The sequence below is a fragment of the Defluviimonas salinarum genome (assembly GCF_026013545.1).
Classification (GTDB): Bacteria; Pseudomonadota; Alphaproteobacteria; order Rhodobacterales; family Rhodobacteraceae; genus Albidovulum; species Albidovulum salinarum.
The window spans coordinates 98,904-115,119 of sequence record NZ_JAPDOG010000007.1 but is presented as its reverse complement, the minus strand read 5'-3'; the positions used below and the strand labels follow the sequence as shown (position 1 = coordinate 115,119).

Annotated in this window: 13 protein-coding genes; 9 read left to right on the top strand and 4 right to left on the bottom strand. The window is 68.6% G+C overall.

Annotated elements, in window-relative coordinates:
• Nucleotides 1-28: 28 nt before the first annotated feature.
• Together metZ and folE2 are read left to right on the top strand one after the other, a co-directional pair.
• Nucleotides 29-1,204 (top strand): O-succinylhomoserine sulfhydrylase, encoded by a 1,176-nt coding sequence (gene metZ, locus OM960_RS09765; protein ID WP_264771829.1) that lies wholly within the window; start codon nt 29-31, stop codon nt 1,202-1,204.
• A gap of 104 nt (nt 1,205-1,308) precedes the next feature.
• Nucleotides 1,309-2,406, top strand: coding sequence for a GTP cyclohydrolase FolE2 (gene folE2 / locus OM960_RS09760; RefSeq protein ID WP_264771828.1), 1,098 nt, complete (start codon nt 1,309-1,311; stop codon nt 2,404-2,406).
• Nucleotides 2,407-2,440: 34 nt separating this feature from the next.
• Here folE2 and OM960_RS09755 read toward each other — a convergent pair whose 3' ends face one another.
• Entirely contained in the window at nt 2,441-2,947 is a 507-nt protein-coding gene (locus tag OM960_RS09755; RefSeq protein ID WP_264771827.1) for a MarR family winged helix-turn-helix transcriptional regulator, read from the bottom strand.
• 62 nt (nt 2,948-3,009) lie between these two features.
• Here OM960_RS09755 and OM960_RS09750 point away from each other — a divergent pair, with 62 nt between their 5' ends.
• Genes OM960_RS09750 through OM960_RS09740 form a run of 3 tightly spaced genes read left to right on the top strand, consistent with a single transcriptional unit; the run spans nt 3,010 to nt 6,938 of the window.
• A complete protein-coding gene (locus tag OM960_RS09750; protein ID WP_264771826.1) occupies nt 3,010-3,948 on the top strand; it encodes a DMT family transporter in 939 nt (312 codons plus the stop codon).
• A 30-nt stretch (nt 3,949-3,978) separates the two neighbouring features.
• A complete protein-coding gene (locus tag OM960_RS09745) occupies nt 3,979-5,442 on the top strand; it encodes a TrkH family potassium uptake protein (RefSeq protein ID WP_264771825.1) in 1,464 nt (487 codons plus the stop codon).
• 47 nt (nt 5,443-5,489) lie between these two features.
• A complete protein-coding gene (locus OM960_RS09740; protein WP_263334444.1) occupies nt 5,490-6,938 on the top strand; it encodes a TrkH family potassium uptake protein in 1,449 nt (482 codons plus the stop codon).
• Nucleotides 6,939-6,941: 3 nt separating this feature from the next.
• On the opposite strand, the gene OM960_RS09735 is transcribed toward OM960_RS09740, so the two are convergent.
• A complete protein-coding gene (locus OM960_RS09735) occupies nt 6,942-8,663 on the bottom strand; it encodes a serine protease (RefSeq protein WP_263334445.1) in 1,722 nt (573 codons plus the stop codon).
• 156 nt (nt 8,664-8,819) lie between these two features.
• Here OM960_RS09735 and OM960_RS09730 point away from each other — a divergent pair, with 156 nt between their 5' ends.
• Genes OM960_RS09730 through glyS form a run of 3 tightly spaced genes read left to right on the top strand, consistent with a single transcriptional unit; the run spans nt 8,820 to nt 12,502 of the window.
• A complete protein-coding gene (locus tag OM960_RS09730) occupies nt 8,820-9,752 on the top strand; it encodes a glycine--tRNA ligase subunit alpha (protein WP_263334447.1) in 933 nt (310 codons plus the stop codon).
• Nucleotides 9,749-10,222 carry a DUF6446 family protein gene (locus OM960_RS09725; protein WP_263334449.1) on the top strand — a complete coding sequence of 158 codons (474 nt, stop codon included), beginning with the start codon at nt 9,749-9,751 and terminating at the stop codon, nt 10,220-10,222. Before OM960_RS09730 ends, OM960_RS09725 begins: the two co-directional genes overlap by 4 nt.
• Nucleotides 10,223-12,502: a glycine--tRNA ligase subunit beta gene (gene glyS / locus OM960_RS09720; RefSeq protein ID WP_264771824.1), complete on the top strand. Its 2,280-nt coding sequence runs from the start codon at nt 10,223-10,225 to the stop codon at nt 12,500-12,502.
• Between the two features lie 174 nt (nt 12,503-12,676).
• Here the strand turns inward: glyS and OM960_RS09715 are convergent, their stop codons facing one another.
• On the bottom strand, nt 12,677-13,066 hold the full coding sequence (locus tag OM960_RS09715) for an SgcJ/EcaC family oxidoreductase (protein WP_264771823.1): 390 nt from the start codon (nt 13,064-13,066) through the stop codon (nt 12,677-12,679).
• Entirely contained in the window at nt 13,063-14,439 is a 1,377-nt protein-coding gene (locus OM960_RS09710; RefSeq protein WP_264771822.1) for an FAD-binding oxidoreductase, read from the bottom strand. The genes OM960_RS09715 and OM960_RS09710 overlap by 4 nt, the downstream gene beginning before the upstream one ends.
• Nucleotides 14,440-14,604: 165 nt before the next feature.
• Between OM960_RS09710 and OM960_RS09705 the strand changes: the two genes are divergently transcribed.
• On the top strand, nt 14,605-16,212 hold the full coding sequence (locus tag OM960_RS09705) for a chloride channel protein (protein ID WP_264771882.1): 1,608 nt from the start codon (nt 14,605-14,607) through the stop codon (nt 16,210-16,212).
• The last annotated feature ends 4 nt before the right edge of the window (nt 16,213-16,216 follow it).

Below are 16,216 nucleotides of genomic sequence, written 5' to 3'. Positions count from 1 at the left end.
GGGGTTTTTTGTTGCCGGAGGAACGGCCATGGACGACTGGAAGACACGCACGAAACTGATCCATGCGGGCGCGCGCCGCAGCCAGTACGGCGAGATGTCCGAGGCGATCTTCCTCACCCAGGGCTTCGTCTACGCGAGCGCCGAGCAGGCCGAGGCCCGCTTCATCGAGACCGGCCCGGACGAGTTCATCTACGGCCGCTACGGCAACCCGACCGTGCGCATGTTCGAGGAGCGCATGGCCGCGATCGAGGGCACCGAGGACGCCTTCGCCACCGCCTCCGGCATGGCCGCGGTCAACGCGGCGCTGACCGCGATGCTGAAGGCGGGCGACCATGTCGTCGCGGCGCGGGCGCTCTTCGGCTCGTGCCTTTATGTGCTGGAGACGCTCGGTCGCTTCGGAGTCGAGGTGACGTTGGTGGATGGCACCGATCTCGGCCAGTGGCGGGCGGCGATGCGGGAGGGCACCAAGGCGGTGTTCCTCGAATCCGTGTCGAACCCGACGCTCGAGGTGATCGACGTCAAATCGGTCTGCGAGATCGCCCATGCGGTCGGCGCGACTGTCGTCGTCGACAACGTCTTCGCGACGCCGACCTTCTCGAAGGCGGTGGAACTCGGCGCCGATGTCGTCGTCTATTCGGCGACCAAGCATATCGACGGCTCGGGCCGCTGCCTCGGCGGCGTGGTCTGCGGGTCCGAGGCCTATATCCGCAAGGTGCTTGAGCCCTATCTCAAGCATACCGGCGCGGCGATGAGCCCGTTCAACGCCTGGGTGATGCTGAAGGGGCTGGAGACGCTCGACCTCAGGGTGCGGGCGCAGGCCGCCAATGCGCTCGCCGTGGCCGAGGCGCTCTCGGGCCACGCGAAGCTCGAGCGGGTGATCTATCCGGGCCTGAAGGGTCATGCCCAGCACGATCTCGCGATGGCGCAGATGGGCGCGGGCGGCACCGTGGTGACGATCGAGGTGAAGGGCGGACAGGCGGCGGCGTTCCGGTTCCTGAACGCGCTGGAGATCGTGAAGATCTCCAACAACCTCGGCGACGCGAAGTCGATCATCACCCATCCGGCCACGACCACCCATCAGCGGCTGCCGGCCGAGCAGAAGGTGCTTCTCGGCATCACGCCGGGGCTGGTGCGGCTCTCGCTCGGGATCGAGGACGGCGGCGACCTGCTGGCCGACCTCACCCGCGCGCTCGACGCGGTCTGAGGTCGCGAAAACGTCACGGGTTACCGTGTAGGATTGGACAAGGGACGGCGTGATCCCGCATAATGGACCATCCCGCGCGGGGCCGGGGGTCTGAGGAACGTGCGATGAATTTCCTGGGCGATATCAATCCGGAGCCGAACAAGGCCGAGGCAGAACGGGCCTTGGCGGTGCTGCGCGCCTGGGCGGAGCGTGCCGATCCGACCGAAGTGGCGCGGCTCGATCCCGCCATCGCGCGGCTTCTGCCGGGGCGCGAGGTCGGCAACTATCCTGACCTGTCGCGGACCTATCCCGACGGCTTCACGCCCGATGCCGAGTACCGCGCCTCGATGCCGGACCTTCAGAACGGACCGTCGAGCCTCATCGTCGGGGCGCAGGCGCCGATCCAGCATGTCGGCATCTCGAACTTCCGGCTGCCGATCGTGTTCCACACCCGCGACGGCGGCGATATCACGCTGGAGACCTCGGTCACCGGCACCGTCTCCCTGATCGGCGAGAAGAAGGGCATCAACATGAGCCGCATCATGCGGTCCTTCTATGCCCATGCCGAGCGGACCTTCTCCTTCTCGGTCCTCGCAGCCGTGCTCGAGGATTACAAGAAGGACCACGACAGCGTCGACGCGCGGCTGATGATGCGGTTCTCCTTCCCGGCGCGGGTGCAGTCGCTGCGCTCGGGGCTGACCGGCTGGCAGTATTACGACATCGCGCTGGAACTGATGGAGCGCGAGGGGCGGCAGAAGCGGATCACCCATCTCGACTACGTCTATTCCTCGACCTGCCCCTGCTCGCTGGAGCTTTCCGAACATGCCCGCCAGGCGCGCGGCCAGCTCGCCACGCCGCATTCGCAGCGCTCGGTGGCGCGGCTCTCGGTGGTGGAGGAGGGCGGCAAGCGGCTCTGGTACGAGGACCTGATCGACCTCGCCCGCGCGGCGGTGCCGACCGAGACCCAGGTGATGGTGAAACGCGAGGACGAGCAGGCGTTTGCGGAACTCAACGCCGCCAACCCGATCTTCGTCGAGGATGCGGCTCGCAGCTTCGCCGAGCGGCTGCTGTCCGACGACCGGATCGGCGACTTCCGCGTGGTGGCGAGCCACCAGGAAAGCCTGCATTCGCACGACGCCGTCTCGATCCTGACCGAGGGGCCGACCTTCGTCGCCGAGAGCATCGACCCGCGGCTCTTCGCCTCGCTGCACAGGCCGGGCTGACCCCCGTTTTATCGGCGAAAAATCGAGCCCCAGATCAGCCGCGCGGCGTCAGGCCGGTCAGCAGTTTCGCCATCAATGCGCCGAACTGCTCCTGTTCCCCGGGGCTCAGGGCCGCGAGGATGCGCGTCTCGTTGGCGGAGTGGGCGGGCAGGGCGCGTTCGATGACCTCGCGCCCCTTGGCCGACAGCGCAACGAGGGTACCGCGCCGGTCGGCCGGGTTGGGCCGTCTTACGACGAGTCCCGACCGTTCCAGCCGGTCGAGCCGCGCGGTCATCCCGCCCGACGACAGCATCGTCACCCCGTAGAGCTCGGTCGGCGTCATCTCGAAGGGCGCGCCCGACCTGCGGAGCGCGGCCAGAACGTCGAACTCGCCGTCCTGAAGCCCGAACTCCGCGAAGAGCGGCACGAGGTGGTCGCGGCGGATCACCAGCGCCAGTTCCGACAACCGCCCGAGAACCTCCATCGCCCGGAGGTCGAGGTCCGGCATTTCGCGCGCCCATTGCGAGACCGCGAAGGCGGCGCGATCCATTTGTCTTGACATCAAGATACTTTTCGTCGAGTTTGTCTGCGGAAAGATATTATCCTGTCTCGGAGTGGATGCAAATGGCGGATGCCGTTCATGGCGCGGGCGCGATGCCCGGCGCCGAAGGGCCGGGCGTTGCGGTGCTGGCGCTTCTCGTCGCGGTCGGGTCGCTCATCGCGACCGCGGTGGCGCTGTCGAAGCTCGCGGCGGCAGCGGGGGCGCCGATGCTCGGCTATCTTGCGGCGGTCTGGCTCGGGGCGGGGCTGATCCTCGCGGTTCCGGTGACGCTCCGGCGCGGGGTTTCGGGGCTCGGCCGGCTTGTCCCCTACGGGTTCGGCGCGGGGGGGCTCATGGCCCTGCCGAGTGCGATGGGCTATCTCTCGGTCGTCCATGTCGGCGCGGGATACATCTCGCTCACTTTCGCCTTCCCGGCGCTCTTCACCTGGCTCATCGCGCGCGGACTCAGGATGCAGGCCGTGCGGCCGGGGCAGGGGGTAGGGGTGCTGGCCGGGCTCGCCGGCGGTATGCTTCTGGCCTCGGGCAAGCTCGCCGGGAGCGGTGGGCCGGATGGCGGCGCGGTCTGGGTGGCGCTCGCCTCGGCGATTCCGGTCGCGCTCGCGCTCGGCAACATCTTCCGCAGCCGCTACTGGCCCGCGGGCGAAGCCCCGCTGACGCTCGCGGCCTTGTCGGTGCTGCTCGGCGCAGCACTGGTCGTACCCGCTGCCGCCTTCTCGGAGGGCAATGCACTCGCCCGGCTCTGGCAAGAGCCGTTCCTTCTCCTCCTCACGCTTGCCGGGGCGCTCACCGTGGCCGCGCAATACTTGCTCCAGTTCCGTCTCCAGCAAACCGCCGGGCCGGTCTACATGAGCCAGATCGGCACCGTCGCGGCAGTGGCGGGCGCGCTGATCGCCGTGCTGGCACTGGCCGAGAGTCTGCCCGCCTTCTTCTGGCCCGCCGCGACGATGATCGCGGCCGGTACCGTGGTCTTCCACCGTGCGGCGGGCCGGTCCCGCGCCTGAGGCATATTGACAGTTCGGCGCGGCGCGCTCATGGCTCGCCGCGTCATGGTCGATCTGCGCCCCGTCGGTTATGTGCTCGGACTCATCGTCACCGCGCTCGGGGCGACGATGGTGGTGCCGTTCCTGACCGACTTCTATCTCGGCGACGGCAATGCTCATGCCTTCAGCGCGGCCGCGCTGGCCTGCCTGATCTGCGGCGGGCTGACGGCGCTGGCCTGCCAGAACCACGCGAGCCAGAGCCTGTCGGTGCGGCAGGGCTTCCTGCTCACCGTCGGGATCTGGCTCGCGGTGCCGTTCTTCTCCGCCCTGCCGCTGATGATCGGCGCGCCCGAGGTGAGCCTCCTCGACGCCTATTTCGAGGCGGTCTCGGGCATCACCACCACCGGCGCCTCGGTCTTCGTCGGGGTCGACGACCTGCCGGCGGGCGTACTGGTCTGGCGGGCGATGCTGAACTGGCTCGGCGGGCTCGGCATCGCCTTCATCGCGATGATCTTCCTGCCGGTGATGCGGGTGGGGGGCATGCAGTTCTTCCGCTCGGAGGGCTTCGACACCTTCGGCAAGGTGCTGCCACGCGCCACCGACATCGCGGGGCAGCTCTTCTTCGTCTACTCCGGCCTCACGGTCGCCTGCATGCTCAGCTACCACCTCGCCGGCATGGTCTGGTTCGAGGCGATCCTGCACGCGCTCGCCACGATCGCGACGGGCGGCTTCTCGCCGCGCGCGGCCTCGTTCGTCGGTTATCCGCCGGCGGTGGAGTATACCGCGGCCCTCTACATGGTGCTCGGCAGCCTGCCCTATATCCGCTACGTCCAGCTGGTGCGCGGCAGCGCCACGCCGCTCTGGCGCGACGCCCAGGTGCGCGGCTATCTGCGCTGGATCGCGATGGTCGTGGGGGCGGTCACCCTCTGGCGGGTGGCGAGCTCTGACCAGGGGGTCGAATCGAGCTTCCGCGAGGCCTTGTTCAACCTCATCTCGGTGATGTCCTCGACCGGCTTCGGTTCGGGAAGCTTCGTCGGCTGGGGCAGTTTCGCGATGATCGTGGCGATGTGGATCGGCATCATCGGCGCCTGTTCGGGGGCGAGCGCCGCGGGGCTGTCGGTGTTCCGCGTGCAGGTGATCCTCGCCGCACTCCGGGCCGAGATCGCCCGCATTCATGCCCCGCATCGGATCGCGCCGGTTCGCTACGAGGGGCGGACGGTCGAGAAGGACACGATGGACGCGATCATACTCTATCTCGGCGCCTATATCATCACCTTCGGGGTCATCGCCGTGCTGATCATGCAGACCGGGGTCGACTTCGAATCCGCGATCTTCGCCTCCTGGACCTCGATCGGCAACATCGGCTACGGCTACGGCCCGATGGTGGCCGAGACCGGCACCTTCATCGACTTCCCCGACCCGGCCAAGGCGCTGATGATCCTCGCGATGATCATGGGGCGGCTGTCGCTTCTGTCGGTCTTCGTGGTGCTGCTGCCGCGGTTCTGGGAGGCCTGAGCGGGCCGCCGCTTGACAGGCGCCGGGCGGCGGGCCAAGGCTCCGGCATGCACGATCTGCGCCCCGTGGGATATGTCATCGGCCTCCTTGCCGCCGTTCTCGGGGCGACGATGGCGGTGCCTATGGCGGTCGATCTGGCCTATGACAACGGCCACTGGCAGGCTTTCCTGCAAAGCGCGATCATCACGATCATCATCGGTGCGGCGCTGGCGATCGCCTGCGCGAGCGGCGTCGGCCCGCGGCTGACGCTGCAGCAGAGCTTTCTCCTGGCCACCGGGGTCTGGGTCGCGCTGCCGCTGTTCGGGGCGCTGCCGTTCCTCTTCGGCGCCACCGGGGCGCGGCCGGTCGATGCCGTCTTCGAGGCGATGTCGGGGCTGACCACGACCGGGGCCACGGTCTTCGTCGGGCTCGACGACTTTCCCGAGGGGCTCCTGTTCTGGCGCTCCATGCTGCAGTGGTTCGGCGGCGTCGGGATCATCGTCGTCGCGATGGTGTTCCTGCCCGAGCTGAAGGTCGGCGGCATGCAGATCTTCCGCTCCGAAGGCTTCGACACCGGTGGCAAGGTGCTGCCGCGGGCAGCGCAGATCGCGGCGCAGATCATGGCGATCTACGTCGCGCTGACGCTGGCCTGCGGGCTTGCCTATGCCAGCGTCGGGATGACCGGCTTCGAGGCGGCCAACCACGCGATGACGACGCTCGCGACCGGCGGCTTCTCGACCTCGGATGCCTCGTTCGGGCTTTTCCAGGGAGCGCCGGAATACGTCTCCTCGGTCTTCATGATCATCGCGAGCCTGCCCTTCGTGCGCTACATCCAGCTCGTCGCCGGCAGCACCCGGCCGCTTCTCCGCGATCCCCAGGTGCGCGGCTTCGGCTGGACGCTCGCGGCCCTCGTCGCGGTGATCTGGTCCTATCGCGTCTTCGTCCGCGGCGACGGGCTGGAGCATGCCTTCCGCGAGGCTCTGTTCAACGTCACCTCGATCATCACCGGCACCGGCTATGCCAGCGTCGACTACCAGCTCTGGGGCCATTTCCCGATCGCGCTGTTCTTCTTCATCGGCCTCATCGGCGGCTGCGCGGGGTCGACCTGCTGCTCGGTGAAGATCTTCCGCTACCAGCTTCTCATCGCCGCGGTCGAGGCGCAGATCCGCCGCATCCACTCGCCGAACGGGGTCTTCACGCCACACTACAACGGCCAGCCGGTGACCGAGGAGGTTCTGTCCTCGGTCATGGCCTTTCTCGGGCTCTTCGTGGTCACGCTCGGGCTGGTCGCGGTGGCGCTGGGCATGACCGGGCTCGACTTCATCACCTCGGTCTCTGGCGCGGCCACCGCGATCGCCAATATCGGACCGGGCCTCGGCGAGATCATCGGCCCGGCCGGCAATTTCGCCGCGATCAACGACGTGGCGAAATGGATCCTGACGGTGACGATGCTGCTCGGCCGGCTCGAACTCCTTGTGGTGCTGGTCCTGTTCCTGCCGCGGTTCTGGCGGATCTGAGGCTCAGGGCCAGCAGGAGACGAGCACCGTCATGTCGCGGCCGAGCATCGTCAGGTCCTCGGGCGCGAGTTCCGGCGGGGTGCCCGCTGCCGCGGGCTCGGCGGGCGCGAGCCCGGCCGCGGCCAGCGCGCTGCGGATCGCCTCGGCCCGGATCGCGATGCCGACATCGTCCGGCAGCACCCGCCCGGCGTCGGAGCCGCGCGGCAGGAGCATGCCGATCACCCCGCCGGTGGCGTCGAGGACCGGGCCGCCGGCGTCGCCTGCAAGCGTCGTGACCGAGAGCCGCGCCTTCGTGGCCTCGCCCTGCAGGCCGCTGAGATCGGCGAGCGTGCCGAAGCTCAGCACCGCGTCGTCGAGCGCGCCCTCGTAGGAATAGCCCGCCACCGCGATCTCGGCCCCGACCCGCGCCGGACGGTCGGCAAAGCGCGCATGGGCGCGCGGCGCCAGCGGCTCGCGCGGCTTGAGGACCGCGAGCCCGAGCCCGGCATCGCGCAGCACGGTCTCGGCCGGCTTGTCGCTGCCAAGCGTGACCCGGCCGCATTCGGCCAGAACCTCGTCTGTAGTCGCGACAAGGCCGGTGGCGCTGACGTAGAAGCCCGAGCGCGCGCGGATCGGCTTGCGGACCTCGAGCCCGGCCATCAGGGCGGCATGGTCCTCGGCAAGGCCCGCGCCCGTCGTCTCGTCGAGCGTGGCGCTGCCGAAGGGCCGGAACGAGGCCTTCATCGCCTCGAGCGCCTTCGCCGCTTGCGCGCCATCCTCGGGCTTCCAGGCCAGCGTGAAGCCGCGGATCACCCCGCCGGCAAGGTCGGCCTGGGTGTAGGACTCGACCCTGTCGTTCTTGCCGGTGAGCACGAAGGAGGTTCGGCCAAGCTGGCGCTCGCCGCCGAGGGGCACGACCTCGAGCGTCTGCATCATGTCGTAGAGCCCCGCGAGCGACCGCTCGTCGCCGGGCTGCGAGATCAGGAGCGCGCGAAAGCCCGATCCGTCCTTCTCGCGGTACTGGACGAAGGGCGGCTGGTAGCGGTCGAACTCGACCAGCGCGGCGGGCAGGGTGACTTCGATCCCGGCCTCCTCCTCACGGATCGCCTCGAGCCCGAGGGCGGTGCGCTCGGTCTGGAAGGTCTCGATGAGCGTGGCGCGCTGGGCGGTGGTTAGGATGCCAGTCGGCTGGTAGCCCTGCGCCGACTGCCAGGCGGCCATCGAGTTGCGGGTGCCGGCACCGAAGGCGCCGTCGATCGCGCCGGCATAGACGCCCTCCCACTTGAGCGCCTCCTGGATCAGCTGGCGATCCTCGGGCGCGAGAAGGGATTCGGAATAGCGCGCCTCGGCCGGGCTTTCGTCGGACAGGGCCTCCGGGGTGGCCGCGGAGGGCGCCGTCGGCACGGCGGGCGCGAGGGCCGCCGCACCGGTCGGCCAGAACCGCTCGCGGTAGCGGTTGCTGAAGGCGATGTAGCTGTCACCGGGGATCAGCCGCTCCTGCTTGAGAAGCCGGAGCTGGCGGTCCGCCTCGGCGGCGTCGAACGGCCCGAGCGCGATCGCGTACCAGCCGGTCGGCAGCGCGAAGCCATTGACGTTCGGGAAGACCCCCGAATAGGCGCGGGCGCGTTCCTCGCCCTCCTGCCTGGTCGGCTGCGCCTCGATCTGGACCCAGACGTCCTGCGCCACGGCCGCGACCGACGCCGCGAACCAGATCACCATTCCCACCAGCCAGCCCGCAAGACGCATGCGCTCAACCCCTTCCACGTTTCTTATCGGAACGAATCCGCCCCCGAACCTAGCAGGCTCACCCGCCGCGTCACGCCACAATCGCCCCGGCGCCGATTGACCGCCCCGCGGCTGTTGCCTATTGAGAACGCGTTTTTACGCCCGAGAAGGCCCGACATGACCGCGACCGCCCCCCGTTCCTTCCAGGAAATCATCCTGCGCTTGCAAACCTACTGGGCCGGCAAGGGCTGCGCGGTGCTGCAGCCCTACGACATGGAGGTCGGCGCGGGCACCTTCCATCCGGCCACCACGCTGCGCGCACTCGGCTCGCGCCCCTGGGCCGCGGCCTATGTCCAGCCCTCGCGCCGCCCGACCGACGGGCGCTACGGCGAGAACCCGAACCGTTTGCAGCATTATTACCAGTACCAGGTGCTGATTAAACCCTCGCCCGCGAACCTGCAGGAGCTCTATCTCGGCTCGCTTGCCGCGATCGGGATCGACATGGGCCTGCACGACATACGCTTTGTCGAGGACGACTGGGAAAGCCCCACCCTCGGTGCCTGGGGGCTTGGCTGGGAGGTCTGGTGCGACGGGATGGAAGTCAGCCAGTTCACCTATTTCCAGCAGGTCGGCGGCCATGACTGCAAGCCGGTCTCGGGCGAGTTGACCTACGGGCTCGAGCGTCTCGCGATGTATGTCCTTGGCATCGACCATGTGATGGACATGCCGTTCAACGATCCGGCGAGCCCGATCCCGCTGAAATATGGCGACATCTTCCGCCAGACCGAGCAGGAATACTCGCGCTGGAACTTCGACCAGGCCGATACCGAGATGCTGCTCCAGCACTTCAAGGACGCCGAGGCCGAATGCGAGCGCATCCTTGCCGCCGGGGAGACCGACGGTGCCGGGCGCCGCATCGTCATGGCGCATCCCGCCTATGACCAGTGCATCAAGGCTTCGCACCTCTTCAACCTCCTCGACGCGCGCGGCGTGATCTCGGTGACCGAGCGGCAGGCCTATATCGGCCGGGTCCGCGCGCTCGCCAAGAAATGCGCCGATGCCTTCGTCACGACCGAGGCGGGCGGCGCCTCGGAAGGCCGGGCGGCGTGAACGGAAAGATCGTCGCGGGGTTCATCGTGGTCACGGCGCTTCTGGCGGGCATCGCCCTCTACTACATGCAGGAATACGCGTTCTACGCGCCGGTCGAGCCCGCCTCGGCCGCGGCCGAGATCCGGCTGACAGCGCTCTCGGGCGCGGTGGAAGCCCTGCCGACCGACGCCTTCGAGGGGATCGACGCCGAGAGCTCGCCCCTGCGTTTCCGCGCCTGCTTCCACACGCCCCTGTCGCTCGCCATGCTGACCGAGACCTTCGCGGACTACCCCGGCGCCGAGCCGCTGATCGGCCCGCGCCAGTTCCCCTGCTTCGACGCCGAGCGCATCGGCGCCGACCTGAACTCCGGCGCGGCGCTCGCCTTCCTGTCGGAAAAGAACATCCACCCCGGTGTCGACCGCGTCGTCGCGGTCTATGCCGATGGCCGGGCCTATGCCTGGCACGAACTGAACGAAAGCGCGGAGAAGTAAATGCCCGATCTCCTCATCGAACTCTTCTCCGAGGAAATTCCCGCCCGGATGCAGGCGAAGGCCCGGACCGATCTGAAGACGCTCGTCACCGACGGGCTCGTCGCGGCGGGGCTGACCTACGCGGGCGCGCACGCGCTCTCGACGCCGCGCCGGCTGGTGCTGGCGATCGACGGGCTGACGGCGGAGAGCCGTGCGGTGCGCGAGGAGCGCAAGGGCCCGGCGACCACCGCGCCCGAACAGGCGGTGCAGGGCTTCCTGCGCTCGACCGGGCTGACGCTGGAGCAGCTTGAGGTGCGCGACGCCGGCAAGGGCCAGGCCTATTTCGCGGTGATCGAGAAGCCGGGGCGGAAAGCCGCGGAGATCGTCGCCGAGGTGCTGGAGGCGACGGTCCGCAACTTCCCCTGGCCGAAGTCGATGCGCTGGGGCACGGGGGCCTTGCGCTGGGTCAGGCCCCTGCAATCGATCCTCTGCCTTCTCTCCGACGAAAGCGGGGCCGAGGTCGTGCCGCTCGACATCGACGGCATCCGCTCGGGCAATACGACGCGCGGTCATCGCTTCCTCGCGCCGGAGGCATTTTCGGTAAGCTCCTTCGAGGATTATGCGGCGAAGTTGAAGCGCGCGAAGGTGATGCTCGACCCCGAGGAGCGGGCCGGTCACATCTGGCACGACGCCACCAACGCCGCCTTCGCGGCGGGGCTCGAGGTGGTCGAGGATCGTGGCCTCCTGACCGAGGTCGCGGGGCTCGTCGAATGGCCGGTGGTGCTGATGGGCCGGATCGGCGAGGAGTTCCTCGGCCTGCCGCCCGAAGTGCTTCAGACCTCGATGAAGGAGCACCAGAAGTTCTTCTCCTGCCGCAACCCCAAGACGGGGCGGATCGAGGGCTTCGTCACGGTCGCCAACAATGACCCCGCGGACCACGGGGCGACGATCCTGAAGGGCAACCAGAAGGTGCTCTCGGCCCGGCTCTCGGACGCAAAGTTCTTCTGGGAGAACGACTTGCGGACGGTTCGTGATGTGGGGTTCGAAGGCATGGCCGAGGGGCTGGCCCACGTCACCTTCCACAACAAGCTCGGGTCGCAGAAGGACCGCATCGGGCGGATCGAGGCGCTGGCGCGCGAGATCGCGCCCCTGGTCGGCGCCAAGCCCGACCTCGCGGCGGAAGCCGCGCGGGTTGCCAAGGCCGACCTGCAATCGGCGATGGTCGGCGAGTTCCCCGAACTTCAGGGCACGATGGGCGTCTATTACGCCAAGGCCGCCGGCCTGCCCGAGGCGGTGGCCGATGCCTGCAAGGCGCATTACCAGCCGCTCGGCCCTTCGGACGCCGTGCCGATCGAGCCGGTCTCCGTCGCCGTGGCCCTCGCCGACAAGATCGACACGCTCACGGGCTTCTGGGCGATCGACGAGAAGCCCACGGGGTCGAAAGATCCCTTCGCGCTGCGGCGGGCGGCTCTGGGGGTGATCCGGTTGGTGCTGGGGAATGAGTTAAGATTTGAACTGTTTCCTCTGCTTCTGCGCGGAGTTTTTGCCGCAGAGTTGTCGATCCAAAACGTGCAACTGCGTTCCGTTGAGGCTCGCCTCACAGCGAGTTCGAGGAAGATCGCAGAGCATCTTTCGCGTATTTCATCGGATCATGACGAATTTGATGAGGCGTTGCAGGTTTTTGCGTCTCTCGAGGCAACGGGCGCGAAGGGTAATAACGAAGACGCTGATGAAGATTTCTGGCCTAGTTTTTCGTCGGAAGTGTCTCGAAAGCTATCCGACCTCCTCGCCTTCTTCCACGACCGCCTTAAGGTCCACTTGCGCGACGAGGGCATCCGCCACGACGTCATCGACGCCTGCCTCGCCATGCCCGGCAATGACGACCTTACGCTTCTGGTCAAGCGCGCCGAGGCGCTCAGCGAATTCCTCAAGACCGATGACGGCGAGAACCTGATCCAGGGCTTCAAGCGGGCGAACAACATCCTCACGCAAGCCGAGGAGAAGGACGGGGTCGAATACTCCTTCGGCGCCGATCCGAAATTCGCGGAAGACGAGACCGAACGCACGCTCTTCGCCGCCCTCGACAAGGCCGAGGCCGCCATCGCCCCGGCGATGGAGGCGGAGAACTTCGCCGCCGCGATGTCGGCGATGGCGTCCTTGCGCGCCCCCATCGACGCCTTCTTCGAGGCGGTGCAGGTCAATACCGACAATCAGGTGGTGCGGCGGAACCGGCTGAACCTGCTCTCGCGGATCCGGACGATCTGCCTCAGCGTGGCGGATCTCACAAAGCTGGAAGGGTGAGGCGCGCCCGGACGATCTTCCGGTGGAAGATCGTCGGCGCCGAACGCCCGGAGCGCAAGCGAAGGGCCGGTTGCATGTGGCACGCTCTCCCGGCCCGCCGCCTGCGCGGCGCGCGTTCGCGGCTTCAATCGCTCCACCGGAGCGATCGGTCGGGCCCTGCGGCCCGACCGCCGCTCACCCTTCCGCCGTGAACTGCGCCGCCGCCACCGTCCAGCCCTGCGGTCCCTCGACCAGAACCGCCGAGAGGATCGCGCCGACCCGGCCCGCATCGGAGCCGTCGGCATTGAGAATGCCCGAGAGCACATAGCGCTGCATGATCTGCGCCACGCCCGGCGCGACCGTGCGCAGCTTGGTGCGTCCGGTCACCAGCTTCGCGCGCGCGAACGCGCCGGCCATCTCGCCCGCGAGCGTCTCTTCGACGGCCTTGCGACCCTCGGCCCAGTGGCCGGTCAGCGTGAGGAAATCCGCGTCCTCGGCGAAAAGCGCGGCGATGGCCTTCGCGTCTCGCACCGCCCAGGCATTGGCGAAGGCGCGGACGAAGGTTTCGGGGGCGGACAGCGTCATTGGCTCACCTCGACCACCTTGCCGGGGTTGAGGATGCCGTCGGGGTCCAACGCCCGCTTGATCCGCGCCATGACCTCCCAGGCCGCGCCATGCTCCATCTCCATCAGATCCTTCTTGCCCATGCCGACGCCATGTTCGCCGGTGATCGTGCCGCCGAGCCTCAGCGCCCGTTCCGCCATCCGGTGGGCGAGCGCCTTGGCGGCCTTCAGTTCCGCCGCGTTGTCGCGCTCGATCAGCAGCACGGAATGGAAATTGCCGTCCCCGACATGGCCGATGATCGGCCCGGTCAGGCCGCTCTCGGCGATATCCGCCCGCGTTTCCCGCACCGCCTCGGCGAGACGCGAGATCGGCACGCAGATGTCGGTGACAAGGCCCATCGAACCGGGACGGAAGGCGAGGCAGGCCGGGTAGGCGCCATGCCGCATCTTCCAGAGCCGGTTCCGGTCCTCGGTCGTGGTCGCCCAGTCGAAATGCGCCCCGCCCATCTCTGCAACGATCTCCCCGAACCGTTTCGCGTCCTCGGCGGCAGAGAGCTCGGAGCCATGGAACTCGACCATCAGATGCGGTTTTTCCGGCAGGTCCGTGCCATTCGCGGCGTTGAAGACGGCAGCACCCGTCTCGTCCACGAACTCGATCCGGGCCATCGGGATGCCCATCTGGATCGTCGCAATGACGGTCCGGACCGCCGCCTCGAAATCGTCGAAGGCGCAGACGGCGGCCGAGATCGCCTCGGGCTGGCCGTGGAGCTTCAGGGTCAGTTCGGTGATGATGCCGAGCGTGCCCTCGGAGCCGACGAAAAGCCCGGTAAGGTCATAGCCGGCGGAGGATTTGCGCGCGCCCGAGCCGGTGCGGATGACGCGGCCATCGGCCAGCACGACCTCGAGCCCCATGACATTGTCGCGCATCGTGCCGTAGCGCACCGAGGTGGTGCCGGAGGCGCGGGTCGCGGCCATGCCGCCGAGCGAGGCATCGGCGCCGGGATCGACCGAGAACATCAACCCGGTCGCGCGCAAATCGGAGTTCAGCGCCTCGCGGGTGAGCCCCGGCTGGACGATCGCCTGCATGTCCTCGGCGCGGATCGCGAGGACCCGGTTCATGCGGCTCATGTCGAGGCTGACCCCGCCCCGGACCGCGAGCGCGTGGCCCTCGAGCGAGGTGCCGGTGCCCCAGGCGGTGACCGGGCAGCCGAGCCTCGCACAGGTGGATATGATACGGGAGACCTCCGCGCTCGTCTCCGGGTAAGCCACCGCGTCGGGCGGCGTTTCGGGAAACCAGGTTTCGCTCCGGCCATGAGCTTCGCGTTCGGGCTTGGACCGCGCGAGGCGATCTCCTAAGAAGGAAGCAAGTTCGGCAAGTGCTGTGTCGTGGGGCATCTGGACCTCGGGACGGGCGCCGGGACCCTAGGCCAAGCGGGCGGGCCGGGGAAGCCCTGACGGGGACGGCTCGCGGAAAAGTGCCGGGTGGAAGACGATACTCCGAACTGGATCGGCCGCCAGGCCGCCGCGATCCGCGCCGAAGCGGCACGGGGGCTCGCGGTGATGCGGACGAAGGGGCCGAGCCAGGTCCAGTTCTGGTTCATCGCGCTGGCGATCGGGATCGCGGCCGGCACCGCCGCGCTCTTCTTCCGCAAGGGGATCGGCTGGCTCCAGACCTTCCTTTACGGCAGCGATGACGTTCGCCTCGCCTCGGTCGCGGGGGAGCTGCCGTGGTGGTGGGTGCTGACGGTGCCGATCCTCGGCGGGCTCGTGGTCGGGCTGATCCTCGACCGGTTCACGCCGGACGGGCGGGTAAGGGCGGTTGCCGACGTCATCGAGGGCGCGGCGCTGAAGGAGGGGCGGGTCGAGCAGCGCGCGGGGCTCGCCTCGGCGGCGGCCTCGCTGATCACGCTCGGCTCGGGCGGCTCGTCGGGGCGCGAGGGGCCGGTCGTGCACCTCGCCGCCGTGATCTCGACCTGGGTCTCGAACCGGATCGGCGCCAACGGCATCACCGGGCGCGACCTTCTGGGCTGCGCGGTGGCGGCCGCCGTCTCGGCGAGCTTCAACGCGCCAATCGCCGGGGCGATCTTTGCGCTCGAAGTGGTTCTTCGGCACTTCGCCGTCCATGCCTTCGCGCCGATCGCCATCGCCTCGGTCGCGGGCACGGTGATCAACCGGCTGGAATTCGGCGGCGTCACCGAGTTCATGCTGCCGGAGGAGGGCGGGCTCGCCTTCTATGTCGAACTGCCGGCCTTCCTGCTCCTCGGCCTCGTGTCGGGGCTGGTGGCGGCGGTGCTCATGCGCTCGGTGATCTTCGCCGAGGACATCGGCAACCGGGTGCAGGCCGCGACCGGGCTCCCGCGCTACCTGCGGCCGATGCTGGCGGGCGCGGTCCTCGGCGCCATCGCGATCCCGTTTCCCCACATCATCGGGGTCGGCTACGAGACGACGGCGGCGGCGCTCACCGGACAGATCGGCCTTTCGACCGCGATCATCTTCGCCATCGTCAAGGTCATCGCGGTGGCGGTAACGATGGGCGGGCGGATGGGCGGCGGCATGTTCTCGCCCGCACTCGTCGTGGGCGCGTTGACCGGGCTCGCCTTCGGCCTGATCGCGACCGGCGTCCTGCCGGACGTGTCGGGGGCGGAGACGGTCTACGCGCTCGCCGGCACCGGCGCGGTGGCGGCGGCGGTGCTGGGGGCGCCGATCTCGACCACGCTGATCGTCTTCGAGCTGACCGGCGACTGGCAGACCGGGCTCGCGGTGATGACGGCGGTATCGCTGTCGACCGCGCTCGCCTCGCGGCTCGTTGCCCGGTCCTTCTTCCTGACCCAGCTCGAACGGCGCGGCGTGCATCTCGCGGCCGGTCCGCAAGCCTATCTCGCCGAGACGATCCGGCTCGCGACGATCCTGCGCCCGGTGGATCATGCCCGCGCGGCCCCGGAGGCGGCCTGCAGGGACCTGATCGGGCAGGGCGTCGTCCTTGGGGCGACGCAGACACTCGAGACGGCGTTGCGGCTCTTCGAGAAGACCGGGGCGGATTTCGTGCCGATCACGAAGCCGGATCCCGAGACCGGCGAGCCTGTGCTGCTCGGCGCGGTCTTTCAGACTGACGCGCTCAGGTCCTATGCGGCCGCGCTTGCCGACACCGCGGCCGAGGAGCACAGCTGATCGG

Excerpts from the sequence above, each read along its gene's own strand:
- OM960_RS09710 (WP_264771822.1), bottom strand. The coding sequence starts at position 14,439 with ATGCCCCACGACACAGCACTTGCCGAACTTGCTTCCTTCTTAGGAGAT.
- glyS (WP_264771824.1), top strand. The coding sequence starts at position 10,223 with ATGCCCGATCTCCTCATCGAACTCTTCTCCGAGGAAATTCCCGCCCGG.
- OM960_RS09750 (WP_264771826.1), top strand. The coding sequence starts at position 3,010 with ATGGCGGATGCCGTTCATGGCGCGGGCGCGATGCCCGGCGCCGAAGGG.
- OM960_RS09705 (WP_264771882.1), top strand. The coding sequence starts at position 14,605 with ATGCGGACGAAGGGGCCGAGCCAGGTCCAGTTCTGGTTCATCGCGCTG.
- OM960_RS09755 (WP_264771827.1), bottom strand. The coding sequence starts at position 2,947 with ATGTCAAGACAAATGGATCGCGCCGCCTTCGCGGTCTCGCAATGGGCG.
- OM960_RS09715 (WP_264771823.1), bottom strand. The coding sequence starts at position 13,066 with ATGACGCTGTCCGCCCCCGAAACCTTCGTCCGCGCCTTCGCCAATGCC.
- OM960_RS09745 (WP_264771825.1), top strand. The coding sequence starts at position 3,979 with ATGGCTCGCCGCGTCATGGTCGATCTGCGCCCCGTCGGTTATGTGCTC.
- OM960_RS09740 (WP_263334444.1), top strand. The coding sequence starts at position 5,490 with ATGCACGATCTGCGCCCCGTGGGATATGTCATCGGCCTCCTTGCCGCC.
- folE2 (WP_264771828.1), top strand. The coding sequence starts at position 1,309 with ATGAATTTCCTGGGCGATATCAATCCGGAGCCGAACAAGGCCGAGGCA.
- metZ (WP_264771829.1), top strand. The coding sequence starts at position 29 with ATGGACGACTGGAAGACACGCACGAAACTGATCCATGCGGGCGCGCGC.
- OM960_RS09730 (WP_263334447.1), top strand. The coding sequence starts at position 8,820 with ATGACCGCGACCGCCCCCCGTTCCTTCCAGGAAATCATCCTGCGCTTG.
- OM960_RS09735 (WP_263334445.1), bottom strand. The coding sequence starts at position 8,663 with ATGCGTCTTGCGGGCTGGCTGGTGGGAATGGTGATCTGGTTCGCGGCG.